This is a genomic window from Paenibacillus sp. Soil750, assembly GCF_001428045.1.
Taxonomy (GTDB): Bacteria; Bacillota; Bacilli; order Paenibacillales; family NBRC-103111; genus Paenibacillus_E; species Paenibacillus_E allorhizoplanae.
Genome location: NZ_LMSD01000042.1, coordinates 354966 through 370930 on the forward strand (window position 1 = coordinate 354966; position 15965 = coordinate 370930).

A 15965-nucleotide genomic window follows, 5' to 3' on the forward strand; every position below is an offset into this window, starting at 1 on the left:
AGTTGCTTAGGCAATTGGCTTATTCTTTTTTTGCCAATCTTCTCAACTCCTCCTCAAAATCCAATAACCCGATATCTCTGAACTACCGAGCATTCTACCCTAAAATAGCCTAATAGTCCGATTCTACCGACTTATTTACCTATTTTTCTTGTACGAGAGTTGTTTGGAGCGATGCTTCGTATGCCCAATTCTACTAACCTGACAACATACTCCATCCATCCATCCATCCATCTTTCCTTCATCTTCTCTCCTTTCACTCCATCTCACTCTCAAAAATGCAAAAATACAACCATTTCTACTAATTTAATGTCGATATTAGAAAATGCGTGCAAATAGGTAACCTTTTTAACGTATTTCAGGAGAATCTCCTGAAATCACGCTAAATTGATGCCTATTTGCATCAATTTCCCATAACGGAGGGGAAAACCTTTCAAAAAGTACTCTTTTGCATTTTTGACAGAGATAGAGGACTCGAAGACTTAAGACTACTCAGAAAATCAACAACCTTACTCCATCGGGCACTATATTGGTTGCCTCCACTCACTACTCACTACTCATTACTCCATATCCTACTACTACTTCACATTACTCCACTTTTCCCACATTCTTCTCTTTATCCTCACTACTCACCAATTATTCTCATTACACTCTTAACTCCTCATTACTGTCCTTACTTCTCACTACTCATATTGGGGGCGTCGTGGTGTCGGGGTGTCGGGGTGTCCGGGTGTCGGGGTGTCCGGGTGTTGGGGTGTCCGGGTGTCGGGGTGTCGGGGTGTCGGGGTGTCGGGGCGTTAAGGGGAGTCGAGGGCGTCGGAGTCGGGGGCGGGGGCCTGGGAAGAGGCGGGGTGCTCCACAAATGGAGAACCCGAAAGACAACGCTTGAATCCAAGCGTACATCTTTCGGGTTCCAGTTATGGCTTAATTGATTTTACTTGCTAGCTTGCTTAGGCAACAATCGCGTAATCACCGTAATCGCCTCTGCACGGGTAACTGTGGCAAGCGGCCCGAAAAGGTTCTCTGCATATCCTTGCATCAGTCCCGCTTCTTGTACGATGCCTACAGCTTCTAGGGCCCACGCAGGAATGTCGGAGACATCCGCGAATGTCACGGCTTTCACCCCTGAGGTGCCCGGCGCATACGCGTTCGCCAGCACAACAGCCAGTTGCGCTCTTGTCAATGGATTGCCAGGACGGAACGTGCTGTCCTCGTAGCCTTGAACAAGGTTCGATTTGGCTGCCAGCGCAATCGCTTGCTTCGCCCAATCGCCGATCGTATCACCATCGCTGTAATTCGGCAGCTTTTCTGCCCCGGCATTTGGATGCAAAGCGTTCATCAGCATAACGATGAATTCTGCACGTGACACGAACTGATTCGGCTTAAATGAGCCATCCTCATACCCATCCACGATTCCCATTTTCAACGCTGCTCGAATATCTGCCTCTGCCCAATGTCCTGCGATATCACGAAGATTCGATATCTCAGGTACAACCGTCGTTTGGTTGACGGCGAATACGGCATATTTCGTCAAATGATTCACATCGATAGTGATTTGATCCCCATTTACCTTACCGCCTGGGACCTCTATCCACACTTTATTAACTTCGTCATAGTAGAAAACCGCTGCTTTCTGGTCAGCCTTCAAGCTCGTTTTGTCAAAAGCAAACGTTAGCGTGATTGGCTTACTGAAGTTCTCAGAGAAGTTTTTCAAAATCTCAAAAATCGGACTAGCGAGAACCTCTTTACTGGTTATCAGTTTTGCAGTATCTAGCACTTTGTCTATCGTGACCTTCAGTTCTTTGGCCGAAGCATCAGCCGGGATTATAATCTTCACCTCATTATTCAAACTAACCTCGCCTGTTTTACCTTGAGGTAATGTCAACGTCCCATTTTTAGAAACAATGGGTTGGTTGGTTGAAGTTGACGGTGACGGTGAAGAACTACTGTTATCTGCACCGCGTCTTACCGTTACTGTATAAGATTTACTACTACCGTTCTGAGCAGTTACTACAATTTTAATTTCATTCGTACCTACTTGTAAATTAACCCCTCCACTTGCTTGGCCACTACTCGTTGAAACGCCATTCACGGTCATCAACGCATGACTGTCATACACATTCGCCGTTACCGATATACGCGATACCGAATTAGGCACATTTAAGCTATAGGACGTTGTGCCAGCTGCAAAAGCAGGAGAAATTACGCCAGTAGATAATGTTAATCCACTTAAGTCGGCATTGCTGCTAACAACAGGCACTTCTGGCAATCGATTCACACGAAGTTGATATGGATTCATGGCAATGCCATCTTCGGCTGTCACCTGAATATCTATTAGGTTAGATCCCACCTGTAAGTCGTTCACTGTGTACGTGTACACACTACCCGTTACTGATCTATACGTTGCTCCGGTCACTGTCAGAGTTTGATTTGCATGAGCTTTACTTACTGTCAAAATAAGACTGGTAACACTATTCGGAACTTCAACGTTATAAGAAAGCTGCGCAGATTCGAACGTTATTATGCCTTGATCTACACCTAAGTCCGATAGCAGAGCATCGTTACTTATCACGACTGGAACACCGAGCAGGATAACCTGTGTAACCACGGCATCTTGATAATTCGCTGCTTTTACCGTTACTATATGGCTCCCCTCACCTAACACGCCAGCATGAATCGTGATCTTCCCTGCTTGGATGGTGTAATCCGTCGGTGACAACGTCGTTGTGCCATCCTTCACGGCTGTAATGGCCGCTCTCCATGCCGCATCCTCTGTGAACGTGATATCGATTGCGCTAAGCGTATCGTTCGTTGTCACATCTGCTGTTAACACTGGTGCAGATGATACGTTCACACTTACCATCACAAAACCATTATCTTTGGTGAAAGGTACCTCACTTCCGTTCCATAACACCTTCGTTGTGGATGGCGCGTAAGTCACCGTTGTCACACTGCTAACACCCGACAACTCACCAACAGCCAGCTGTAATTCATTCGTGTTCACATTCGTTGTAATATCCACATTCTCCGCTGTTTGTTGCAAACCGTCTACGAAATAATATTGCAACTGTCCAGCGACTTCCTTCTCACTATTCGAATAGAATAATTGCTTACGACCATCTTTCATGTCCACCACGATGTGTGTTGGATCGGTTCTGCGCACGTTCTCGATTTTACTTGTACCTTTGTACGGTTCAAGTACGCTCACGAATTGCGCATTGTTGCCATACACCCGATTTACCACTGTAGGTGTGTAAGCAGCTGTATCGTTACCTGGCCCAGGTGCTTCGCCTACGATCATCGTAGAAGTCGCGCTAGGAGAGCTTGTTAAGCTAAATAGCTTTAACCCATTTCCATTGACAGTATTCCATGCACCTTCCCAACTACCGGACAGCTCCTTGGATGTGCCATTTCGGAAGAAAGGCGTTGAATCCTTTGTCCCTAGTGGACCTGCGAAAGTGTCCATTGTCGTGCCAGGTGTGAATGCGCCAATACCATGCAATAACCAATCATACTGACGTCTCGTTGCCGATTCCAGTGTAAATAGATCGATCATGTAATCCTTGGTCACAGCCACAGTTCGCTCATAGCGACCCATGCCCGCGTAGGCTTTACTTGATGTGTTCGTCATAATATTGAATGGCTTAGATTGCATGAATAACTTTGTCGGTTCATACACTTCCACATTGTTCACAGTCGGTATTGCCTGTGTATCGCCGTCAACCATGACGGTGTTATGAGAGAATGTCGTTTTGTAATAAGACGTGTACATAGAGTTACTATAAGGAGGAATACCAAGATCAGGGGCTAACCGCTCACCCTTGCCGAATACCTCTAAATGAAGCTTATCCGGATGACCGTGATAACCGCCGTGCACACCGTAATCAACAAGTGCATAAAGCTGCTCTTCTCCAATACCCGCACGCAATACAGAATGGCCGAGTCCCGTGAAATTCATACTTTCGGACGGTAATGTTCCTCCATTTGGAATGACGGATTTCCCGTAAAACACCGCTTGTTCGCCAACAATACCCGAGTTTGTATTGCCCGGCACAATAAAGCCGCCTCTGGCACGCTCTCTATCATTATAAAGCATACTCAACAGCGTACCGTAATCAGCGTCGTTGTACTCCGCATATACGCCTTCGTAATCCATCGGCACAACTCTGCCTGGCGCCCCTAAATTCGTAGGATATTTACCAGAATCGTTGCTGTTAATAATTCCGAGATCCGGGAACGCATATTGCAGTGTAACATCAAATGTTTTCTTGAAATTCGGACTAGCAAAAAGATCATACCCCATATTCTTTAAAGCTTGCGCATGGAAGAACAACGCTGACTGTGCGTAGAAATGATATCCGATCGCACCCTCATACCAGAATCCATCGGACAGTACGCTGTTTGCCATTTGGAAATTAAATCCGCTCTTCCCTGTGACAGAGAAATCCATCAGCGTCTTATCTTCCAATGCTGCGCCAACAGCACCGATTGCGGCATTGTGCCACGTTTGCCAGTTGGACTTACCCACATCATAACCTTGCAAGGTTTTAGCTGAAGGGGCAAATAAATTCTGCTCCACATTGTACTTCTCAGCGGCACTCAACAGACCGCTTGGTTCAATCAAGTCGTAGGCTTGAACGAGTTCAATCATTTGAACCGCTTCATCCAGCGACTGATAATACAGTCTGCCGTTTAGCGCTTGCATCGCGTAGCTTGGATATAGCTCCGCATAATTGAGCAGCATCTCTTTGGCTTTCTGCGCATACTTAGCTTCACCACTTAATGCATAAGTCAGCGCTAGATTACGTACCGCCTCGATATTAACTGTATGTGCTGTAAACCGCCATCCGGCATCGACATCCGAACCTGTGTATATTTGATTGTCAGTCGGACATAAATGTTCATGAGGTTTGTCATAATTAAATACGAGTGGCGTATCTCCGCAGACGAATTTCCCACTCTCACCTGCTGGTTTGGATGGATAGTAGACCGTTTTGTTCAACCAGCTGTCTGCTTTCACTTTAATCGCATTGAGGTAATCTTCAGCCCAACCATAACTCTGAATCTTAGCCTTCGCCTCATTCAGTTGCGTTTGAGATGTCATAATGTACGGATGCTGCTTCGTCGCGACCCTTGGAGCCCCGACCTTCGCATTCAATTCAATTGTTATTTCTTTACCACCTTGTAAAGGCTTCACAGTATAAATCGCCTTCTGCACATCACCCGCTTGGGCAGAGGCAGGCACCTTGACCTGAAGATTCACATCCGTTTCCGCGCCTTTCGCAACGACAGCGGTTGTCGGAGTAACCGTTACATCATAACCAGGTCCAAATGCTGTTTTCGGCGAAATTTGATATGCGGTATCGACGTCACTAATATTTTTGAGTGAAAATGTATAGTTCAGCGTGCTATCTGGTAATGTGCTCTTATCAATCTGTTTAATGGATGATTCTACCGCATTCTTAGCCAGAGCAAAACCATCGAAATACAATTTATCCGTCGGATCCGACACATCTAAATTGTACCAATTGGGATGTATGATCACTTGGTTGAAATTGGCCAAGTCAGCTAATCCCGTTGAATTCAGCATTTTATTGAAAGGTACTTCAACTTTCTTCCATCCTACCCAATCCACATAAAACGTAGACATGAAATAATCGAACCCTGGCGTTGGAACGTTACACTCAAGAATGAAATACACTTTTTTATTCGATGCTTTCTCCGAATACATCCAGAATTCAATCTGGTCATTTTGCTTCCAAGGTCCAGTCATCCCTGTTACGTTAATGGCCGTTGTTGGATCTGTCCATTTCCCCGATTTCGTACCAAGAACGGCTGGTATTTCAGAGGTTGCTGTCGTGTTCGTCCAACCTGCAAAAGTTTCCATATTACCAATTGGTATACTGGAACTTCCAGACAAATCAATGTTATACGTGTAACTCTTCACTTCACTGACCTTGCCTTCGAATTCAGCTTTCGTCGTTACTGTCTGTGAGTGATCAACCACAAGGGGTGTTGTATACAGCTTATAAGCGTTATCTACGCCTTCAATTTTATAATAGACCGCAGCCCCGACTGTCGGTGATGATAAGGTAACCGACTTCGTTTCCGCATACAATCCCGCTGGAGGGTTCACATTAACCGTTTCTACATAGTCTCGATAAATAATGGAGTACTGGTAACTCGTTTCTTCACTTTCAATATTGTTAATCGATGATTTCGTAACCAGCGTTACATTGGCTGTCTGTTCACCGTTTGATGTGAGCGTGAGCGGAGTTGTGTAAAGTTGGAACGCACTATCAATGCCAACTCGTTTATAGTATATCTTCGTAAGTATAGCTGGCGTCGATAAGCTGGATAAACTAACTGTTACTTTATTTGCATATTCGCCAGAGGCCTTATCTGCCGTAACAGGTTGGACAGATGCCGTATTGGTCAACCGGAAGTCATCTAAGTAAATTTGCAATCCCAAGTCAAGCGTCGTATTGGCGATTGCGGCTTGATCGAAACGCACATAATCTAACGAACCCCAATTATTCAATGTTGCGATGCTCTTCTGTGTTTTTACAACACTGAGGGGAACCTCAATTTCCTTCCATCCTGTCCAATCCAAAAGGACTCTGTAGTAATAATAATTACTAGTGTCACCTTTCATATAAAATCGAAGTTGAATAGGCTTATCAGCTTGATCGCCGGTTCTTGCCTTTATTGAATAAGCCCATATTTTCATTGTGCTATATCCGTTTAAATCAACATTTGGCGCTAATTTGGGATAAATAAGAGCCGAACCCGCAACATCAGCGCCATTATTAAAGGCTAATAACCACTTCTTGGATCCCGTTCCCTCTTTGATATACTGAGGATCCGAATTATTTACGACTGCAAGATCAGCTGTGCCTTTGATGTCGCCAGTTAGATTCGTCGTCGAATCCATATTGTTCAACTGTAAAGAAATCGGAAACTCCTGAACCGCCGCATCCGCGGTTTGAAGTGGAAGGAACACTTGCAGCAGGCTTAAGAGTAACAGCGCTGCATGTAAAGCTGACAGCCTTTTCATAAACCGACGAAGCACCATAATCTTCATCCCTCTCCTCTGGATAATACAAAGCCCCGCTATCTCAGGCGGGGCTGTTGGTGGTAAAGATGGTAAGCCATTCCTCTGTAACCCTATTTCTTCACTGCATCTTTCGCGCGTTTGTCAGCATTTTTGTAAATATTTATGATTTCCTCGTAGCCAAGTTTCTTCTGCTCTTCAACGAATTTATCCCACTCGCTGAAGTTGCGTGCACCCATGATGAATTTGGAGAAATTCTCGTCACGATTAGCGTTCAAGGAATCACCCTTCGTATCCAAAATTTGTTGCTCTTCCAGCGTGAAGGCAAGTGTACTATTTTTCTCGCCATCATATTTAGGTGCTTCTTTATAGGCAGCTTGCAGCTCTGGTGAAGAAACAGAAATATGCGCATTGAAATCAAACCATGTATAAGCTCCATCTGTGGACAAGCCGGTTTTCTTTCTCAAATCTGCGATATCCGCATACTTCGTAGTGAAGGAAGTTCCACTAGCCGTATCTCCTTCTTTCCCCCAGCTAACAAGTTTCTTACCTTCTTCAGAGTAAAAGAAATCCAAATACTTCATTACATCTTTGATTTTGGTCGACTTGGAAGAAACCATGAAGCCTTCCTCTGTCACTGCTGTAAAGGCAGTCTTACGAGGTCCACCTGCCCAGCCTGCTGGCGGAGCCATATAATTCATCGTGAATTGCGGATTGTCTTTACGTAATGCGCTGTTATAGAAGTCAATACGTCCCATGTAGTCAAGTGTTACGAATGCGCGATTCGTGGAAACGATATCCTGCCACATTTTCGTATCAATCGTTAAGAAATCTTTCGGGATCAAGCTTTCTTTATAGAACTTATTCAAATAGGTTAACATCGTTTTGTATTCATTTTGAATAGGTGCGTATTTCCAATCTTTAGATGCGCTGTCAAAGAACACAGAAGCTTTACGTTTCTCTACTTCTGCAGGTACGTTGAAGCCCGCTCCGAAATCGTACAAATAACGCAAGCCATTCCGGAACGTCAACGGATAACTGTCTGGATATGCCGTTTTGAGCTTCTTCAAAGTCTCATAGAGTTCATCCCAGTTCGTTGGTGCAGCTAAACCGAGCTTCTTGAATACATCTTCCCGATACATCCAGGTACGACGGTTAGATTCACCTAAACCTTGGTTAGGGAACACATACATTTTGCCATTAGACGATAATACGTTCTGCGCTTCTGTTGGATATTTCTCCATCCAAGCCTTCAAGTTCGGCATGTCCTTCACATAGTCAAGAATGTTGACCAAGGCACCTTGCTGCCCGAATTTATCAGCGGTTGCTTTCGTTTGTGTCCACATCAAATCTGGCATATCACCAGAAGCAACAGTTATGCTAAGTGCATCTTCAAGCAGATTTCCTGGAGGCAATTGAATATCAAGCTTTACACCTGTTTTCTCCGTCAAATATCCCCATACTTTCCAATTCGCATCATAAGGCCAGCTTGGGTTACTGTAGTCTAGAAACTTGAAGGTTTGTGCTTTCGGTACTGATGACGACGATGAGGCAGCTGCTGTCGATGCTGCGGATGGTGTTGCCACACTGTTTTCTTTGGAACATGCACCCATGACGAAACTCATGCTCATAATTGTTGCTAACATAACGACCGACTTCTTCTTCATACGTTGCCCCACTCTCCCTAATTTCCTTGAATTTGCTTTTCCATGTGCGAATGGCTTCATGCTGCTCTACTGATTCGACTTTCCATGTCTCACTTGTCTTGCGTTCCTTGCTTCCCATTGTTCTTGTACCTCTATATTAACCTTTGATCGACCCAATTAGTGCTCCTTTTGCAAAATACTTCTGAAGGAACGGGTAGATCATCAGGATGGGAACCGTTGTAATAATAATGGTTGCGTATTTAATGGATTCGTCTACGATCATCGTATCGCCGCCTATATTGCCAGCACCCGTGCCTTGACCTTGCAGCACCATGTTGCGAACAATAATTTGTAAAGGGAACAAGTCGGCATCTCGCAAATATAAGAGAGCAGAGAAGAAGTTGTTCCAGATTGCAACGCCGTAGAATAAACCAATGGTCGCCAGAATCGCTTTGGATAAGGGTAATACGAGCCGAAAGAAGATGCCGATGTCCGTAAGCCCATCCATTTTGCCAGATTCCTCAACCTCTTGGGGCATGCCAGCAAAGAACGTACGCATTACAATCAGGTTCCAGGAATTGACCAATGTTGGTAAAATCATCGCCCAAATCGTATCGATGAGATGGTAGCTTTTGACCACTAGGAACGTCGGAATCAAGCCACCACTGAAAAATAGCGTAATCACGATCATGATCATGAAGCCACGGTGAAACAGCATATGTTTCTTGGAAAGGGCATAAGCACCTGCTGCACTAACTAACAAAGAAAGCGTCGTACCGAGTATGGTATAGAAGATCGTATTGAGGTAAGCCCTTCCAATTTCTGGTTTTTCAAAAACGGATGCATAGGTGTTCAGATTAAATTCTTTTGGCCATAGGAATACTTGCCCCTTTAAGACGGGAACGACTCCACTGAACGAAACTGCTATCATATAAACGAAGGGATACAGTGCCGATACGACAACTCCCAGCAAACTCACGAATAAAACAATATCAAAGAGACCAAATTTTCTTTTCATACACGTACTCCCTTCCCTACCATAAGCTTGTCTCGCTCGTTCTGCGGCTAATCCAATTGGCAGTCAGAATGAAGATAAGGTTAATGACACTGCTGAATAAATCGATCGCTGTACCATAGCTGTAGTTCAATGACTGTATACCCGTCCGATATACATAGGTAGATAGAACATCGGCGGTTGCATAAATGGAAGGATTCAACATCAGAAGCACTTTTTCGAAACCAATATCCAAGACATGTCCGATGTTCAAAATAAACAGAATAATAATTGCCGGCCGAATGCCAGGTATTGTAATATGCAGCAATTGGAGTCTGCGATTTGCGCCATCCACTTTCGCCGCCTCATATAATTGAGGATCGATCGCACTTAGCGCTGCTAGATAAATAATCGTTTCCCAGCCGACATGCTGCCAAATTTCTGACAAAATATAAATCGTCCGGAAATAGCTTTCATTCTGCATAAAGTTCATGGCATCATATCCGAACCACTGGATCACTTTATTGACTAATCCACTCGTTGGTGAGAGAAATAAGAACATCATACTTACAACAACAACATTGGATATAAAGTGAGGTAAATAACTGATCGATTGTACAAAACGCTTTAATGTAGCCCTGCGCACTTCATTTAATAAGAGAGCTAAAATAATGGGTGCGGGAAATCCGAAAACTACTTTATAAATCCCTAGGAGCACTGTGTTTTTCAGCAGCTTCAGAAAATCGGGACTATGAAAGAATAGTGAATAGAATTTCAAACCAACCCATTCACTCGCCCACACACCTTTAAAGGTGTTGTAGTCCTTAAACGAAATCAAAATCCCGAACATCGGCACATACTTAAATAATAGGTAATAAATAAGCGCCGGCAAAAACAAGAGCATTAAATACTTGCTGTTCTGCCATCTCTTTTGGAATTGCCCCATGCCTTGACCTCCAGTCTGAATATCCTGTCTATGCATCAAACTTTAATGTAACGCATTCATCCGGGCAATTAGGCATACTTTCGATTCCTCACCATTTTCTACATTCCCGAAATCGACATAGATTCTTAAGGAAAGTCAACATTCTTAATCCCAATCTGATTGGAAAATTCCGCATGAGCATCCACCATCTGTCACTATTTTGCACCCTCTCCTCGCTTCATGAGGCATAAATCATGAAAATAGAGAACTTTTTAAAGCTCAGAGTATTGAACCCCTCCTAGTGCTCCATGCTATACTCAATATGGTTAACTCCTACTAAGGAAAGGAATGACACGATGAAGTGGATAGCACGATTTTCGACAAAAATCCAAAATCAAGTATCACTGTTCTACACCTTGTTCTTCAGCTTCATCGCGATTATTCTGTTGCTCGTATCGATTAATACGTGGTCCTATTCTTTCTTCCGCGATCGGATTAAGGATGAGATTATTCTCAATAGCGGTCTGAATTTGAATACGACTGTCGCTAATTATGAGAAGCATATCAAGCTGATTCGAAGCATCATGGTCGGCTACCTGTTCAGCAATGACACAGAGATCCTCAAGAATGGTAATCCATTATCCCACTACGATATTGTGGTTAAAGCACAAACTAATTTGCAGTACTCACTTAATAATTCCTTGCTTTATCTAGAAAACATCCTCTATTACTTCAAAGATAGTCGGTTTGTCATTGAGAAAGATGGTACCCGGAATGCCGAGACCATGTTCAGTAAGTTTTATGCCCAGTCTTCCTATACGGTCGATTTCTGGAATAAGGAGTTGGAAAGCTCACAAAGCTTCAAAATCTACCCTTCCGCCGTCTTCAACTCACTTACCGCATTCGAAAATAAACCAATCGGCAGCCTCATGCCCATCCTAATTAAGAGTGCGTATGATACGAATTTCGCTTTTATCGTCTTCATGAAGAGCTCAAAGGTCTATGAAGCCTTTCATCAGTCACAGCCTGAAAGTAGCCTCCTGATTATGGATGGTAATCAAAACATGATTTTCTCCTCCGATATGGTTCAACTACCAGCTGAAATCAAGGGGAAATCTGGAAGTGGCTATTCATTAATTAAGAATACCTATTACATCTACCAGACTAGCGCAGAGACAGGTTTAACTTATATCGAGGTCGTTTCCGACAAAGGTCTCACCAAGCAAATTCACCGACTTAACCTCAATATGCTAGTACTTATCCTACTTTCCCTATTCATCTCACTTACGGTTTCCTATCTGATTGCTAGGAGATTCCATAATCCACTTGCGAATATGCTTCGCTCGCTGGAAGCATATCATCCTGTTGGCCTGCAAAACATTACGAATAGCCGAATTAAGGAATTCAACTTGCTTCACAATACACTTCACGATCTATCCCGATCGAATCAGGAATTTCATAATGATATTCGCTCCAAGAATACACTGTTGCAGCAATTTGCCTATATGACACGATTGAAGAAACTGGAAGGCAAAGGCTCACAACTGCAGACTTCTATCGACGCGAACAAGCCGTACAAGCTCATTCTTTTTCAAATCGACTTCAAGGATAAATTCCTCACGGAAATTACGAACGGGCATCAGCGCATTTTTAACACGTATAAAGAGCTGATCGAGGCCCATTTCTCGCGCATGTACACAGATTCATTAACCTTTCAATTGGAAAAGGATCAAATCTTGTCCATTCTTTTTATCGAAAATGAGGAAGATGTTGGGCATCCTGATGATCTAGATCATCTTGTGCATATGCTGGATATCGACTCTGCGTATTGCAACTTCACCATTGCACCAAGTTCTATTCACAAGAACTCATCTGACTTTGTGGAAACCTATCAGAACGCGCTAGATCTCATTAAACAACGGCGGCTAGGCGAAGATGTTCAGATTATTACGGAATGGCTTCCACAGCCTGCTCTGCTGATTCCTACACCGTCTGAGGAGAACGAGCTGACAGCTAATCTACAAGCAGGATCTGATGCCGTCACGATTCCTCTAGCCGATAAGCTGCTCGATCAGCTTGCGAAGGCAGGCGCACTAGCCCACCAGTTCCAAGACTTCACCAAAGATATCGTGAACAAAGCAATGAAGAGTATGTACGCCCAAAATATTTCCATCCACACGTTCTCTGACAGAGGTTCACCTTACGATCTCTTGAAAGCATGCCATACCTTAGCGCAGTACAAGGATTTCTTGCACTGGTTCTTAGCACGATCTGCAGCCGCCATTAAAGAGAAGAAATCTGAAACAGACGTCATGACCAAGTTCGTCATGGAATATGTGGAGTCTAATTTCGGAGATGATCTGTCACTGGAAGCCATCTCAGCCAAGCTGGGAATTACTGGTCCGTATCTATCGACCTACTTCAAAGAAAAAACGGGAACGAATTTCAGCGATTACATCTTCACCGTCCGAATGAATAAATCAATTGAAATGCTGCGGGATACCGACCTGAAAGTGCAGGAAATCGCTTCGCTCGTAGGTTACTTCACAGCTGCTTCTTTCAACCGTGTTTTCAAGCGACATACAGGGATTACTCCTAGTGAGTTCAGAAGGCTTAATAATAAAAACTGAATAAAAGGAGCAAACAATAAAGGGAGCCATTACGCCTGTTCGGCATAACGGCTCCCTCTTTGATTAATACCTTATAGATCCTTGGCATATCTCGCGTAGCACTTCCAACTGTGATAGCCCAGCTTTCCGTAGAAATCTACGAAAGGAGTCGTATCAATGACCACGTGACGGACGTCACGCTGCAACAAATAATGAATTGCTGCTTGTACAATCGAGATACCATATTTATGTCCTCGGAAGCTCTCATCGATGCCTAGTGGACCAATACCGCCCAATTCCCCCTCGAAGAGCGGCGACCAGTAAATGTTCTGAGCTAACAAAGGAGAATGCGCATCATTCATTCTGCAGAACCCAATAATGGAGCCCTCTTTCTCTAACAGGACGAACTCTCTGCCTGTACCCCCGCGTTCCCAATAGTCCTGATGCTGATAATCCCATGTGCCAGGAAAGCAGCGATTCATGAATGCTGTTAAGCCTTCTCGATCATGCGGATTGGCCACTCGGAATGTCGCCTCATGGACAGCTGGTAGAGATACGATCTGATCGTCTTCGTACGCGTTCAGTAGATCGAAAGATTGCTCCAAGAAGGTGTAAGTTCGCTTCTCAAACCACGCCTTCGTTTCCTTGAGTTGATCTGGAATCCCCGGAAATAGTCGGCCGTGCAGATCATTCCCCAGCATGATCCGCCGTGCTCCGACTTTCTGCAGGGCATCTTCGGCTTTGTAAAGCAAGTAACTACCGATCCCCTTGTTCCTTTGCGCGGGGTCTACCATCAGCGCCTGAATCCATCCCATATCCCCGCGAATGCCAAAACGCGCAGTAACTTCACTAGCCCTCTTAGCAATGACGAATCCAACAACACGCCCGGACGATGGCTCTAGCGCCACCCAGGATCCTTCCCTTAGCCAAAGTCTGTCTCCTACGACATTCTGCTCCAGCAATCGAAGCCTCATCGGAAAAGACTCCGACAACTCCATATTCCATAGCGCTACCATATCACTCAGATGCGACTCTTCCATCCGTTCGAAAATCCAGTTCATGCTGCTCCTCCTCTGGGTATCCCTGATTACACATACGTAAGTTACGGCAAATGGCATAGTCTTACTGAGAAATATAGGACATCTGGGCGATCTCGCCTATAAGCAAATCTTTCATTTATTGATAGATGATAAGATTCATCTATGAAAAGAGGCTAACTAGATGGGCAGCGCATCTGATTTCTGCCACTCGCTCACATATACACTCACTAACCACTAGCCCGCCACTCGCTCACATATACTTTCACTAGCCACTTTCCCAACACTCGCCGACAACTAACTGTATAAACTACAGCTATTTTTTGAATGTCCGCCAAGAAAATCCAATTAAATGTAAAAAGTACAGTTAATATCGCCACATTTCACTATTCCCATCAAATCGAGCTCTATTAGCTGTATGAAATACAGTTATTCCTTGAAAATGAGGAAAAGGTGCAAAATTAACTACAGGAAATCCAGTTGTTCTATCTAAAGTCGTCTTTCAAACCTTAATAAGCTTGCGAGATCACGGTATAACGCCGTCCTCACACCACAAGCTATCTCAAAAAGCCCCTCCCCCGCCTAAAAAGCGAGTTCGGGGCTTTACTTCTTATTACTTATTGCGTATAAATGTGAGGATTCTGGCGTTGACACTCCTCAATAACCCACAGCTGTCTACGCACCTGTTGAGGCGTAATCTCCAACTCTTTCCCCTCGGTCAGCGTGTCATACAGCATCAAATACAGCCTCTCCGTCATATGCTCGAAAGCTGACTTCCCACCTGGAATCGCAACCTCCCAGCTTTCCGTTTGCCAAGGCAGCTTCTCGCTGCAATAAGCAGGCTTCCCTTCCGCTGAAAATAAAGGCTCTCGGATCAGCTTTTGTTCAGGTGCTTCCTCTGGTTTAAAATATTTCCACTCCAGCTTATCCCCCGTTCCATGGAGGCCCCCATTTGTTCCTTGAATGTTGAACTGTTCATGAGGAAAAGCAGAACTGGATGAAATTTCCATATCTATCGTTGGCCTACCTTTTCCACGCAGCAAGAGCTTCACATAATCCTCCGCATCACCAAAGGTATTCGTTCTATCCATGATACACATGACCTCGGGCTGCGCGTCCGCACCAAACAGCTGCAGTGCCTGATCCAGTGGATGCGGCCCCGTATTCATCAAGCTGCCGCCATTATTGCTTTGCAGCGTTTGCCAATCCCAACGGCGAGCAAAGCCATTCAGGCTGAAATCGATCTGAACGATGCGACCCAGCACACCGGATTCGATTACTTTACGCAGCTGAACGAAGGCCGGCTGATAACGGGATTGTTGGAATACAGCCAATATAGCACCTGTTCGTTCCGACGCCTCAATCAGCTGATCAACCTCCTCCGTTGTCTTTGCCAACGGCTTCTCGCACAAAACATGTAGACCGCGGTTAAGCAAATCCAGCGTAATCGGAAAATGTTGATGACTCGGAGAAGCATTCACGATCAAATCCAGCTCCTCGTGGGCCACCATCTCCTCCCAGGACGCATAGGCTTGGCATCCGTATTCTAGTTTCGCCAGCTCTTGACGTTCTGGAATGGAGTCCGCAACCGCAGTAATCCGGTAATGCTCAGGAAGTTGAACGAGCAACTTTCCGTGAATATCGCGCCCGCTGCGTCCCTGTCCAATAATACCTACCTTCACAATTTTCTTGGTCATCGCAAC

At 44.6% G+C, this 15965-nt stretch carries 7 protein-coding genes; 1 reads left to right on the plus strand and 6 read right to left on the minus strand.

The features are described from left to right. Positions 1-931 precede the first annotated feature (931 nt). The 4 genes from ASL11_RS32460 to ASL11_RS32475 all read right to left on the minus strand — a co-directional run bounded on the left by ASL11_RS32460 (position 932) and on the right by ASL11_RS32475 (position 10637). Positions 932-7081 (minus strand): S-layer homology domain-containing protein, encoded by a 6150-nt coding sequence (locus tag ASL11_RS32460; RefSeq protein ID WP_082596036.1) that lies wholly within the window; start codon positions 7079-7081, stop codon positions 932-934. Positions 7082-7164: 83 nt separating this feature from the next. Further along, the gene (locus ASL11_RS32465; RefSeq protein ID WP_056624451.1) at positions 7165-8718 is read right to left on the minus strand and encodes an extracellular solute-binding protein; all 1554 of its coding nucleotides are present in this window, start codon (positions 8716-8718) and stop codon (positions 7165-7167) included. Between the two features lie 136 nt (positions 8719-8854). Beyond that, positions 8855-9715 carry a carbohydrate ABC transporter permease gene (locus ASL11_RS32470; RefSeq protein ID WP_056624454.1) on the minus strand — a complete coding sequence of 287 codons (861 nt, stop codon included), beginning with the start codon at positions 9713-9715 and terminating at the stop codon, positions 8855-8857. A 16-nt stretch (positions 9716-9731) separates the two neighbouring features. Beyond that, positions 9732-10637, minus strand: a complete 906-nt coding sequence (locus ASL11_RS32475; protein WP_056624457.1) for an ABC transporter permease — start codon at positions 10635-10637, stop codon at positions 9732-9734. A gap of 335 nt (positions 10638-10972) precedes the next feature. On the opposite strand from ASL11_RS32475, the gene ASL11_RS32480 reads away from it, so the two are divergent. Next, positions 10973-13246 (plus strand): helix-turn-helix domain-containing protein, encoded by a 2274-nt coding sequence (locus tag ASL11_RS32480; RefSeq protein ID WP_056624459.1) that lies wholly within the window; start codon positions 10973-10975, stop codon positions 13244-13246. A gap of 71 nt (positions 13247-13317) precedes the next feature. Here ASL11_RS32480 and ASL11_RS32485 read toward each other — a convergent pair whose 3' ends face one another. Both ASL11_RS32485 and ASL11_RS32490 read right to left on the minus strand, forming a co-directional pair. Further along, positions 13318-14286, minus strand: coding sequence for a GNAT family N-acetyltransferase (locus ASL11_RS32485; protein WP_063795747.1), 969 nt, complete (start codon positions 14284-14286; stop codon positions 13318-13320). A 593-nt stretch (positions 14287-14879) separates the two neighbouring features. Beyond that, complete coding sequence (locus ASL11_RS32490) at positions 14880-15959, minus strand: Gfo/Idh/MocA family protein (protein ID WP_056624462.1); 1080 nt, start codon at positions 15957-15959, stop codon at positions 14880-14882. Positions 15960-15965: the final 6 nt, after the last annotated feature.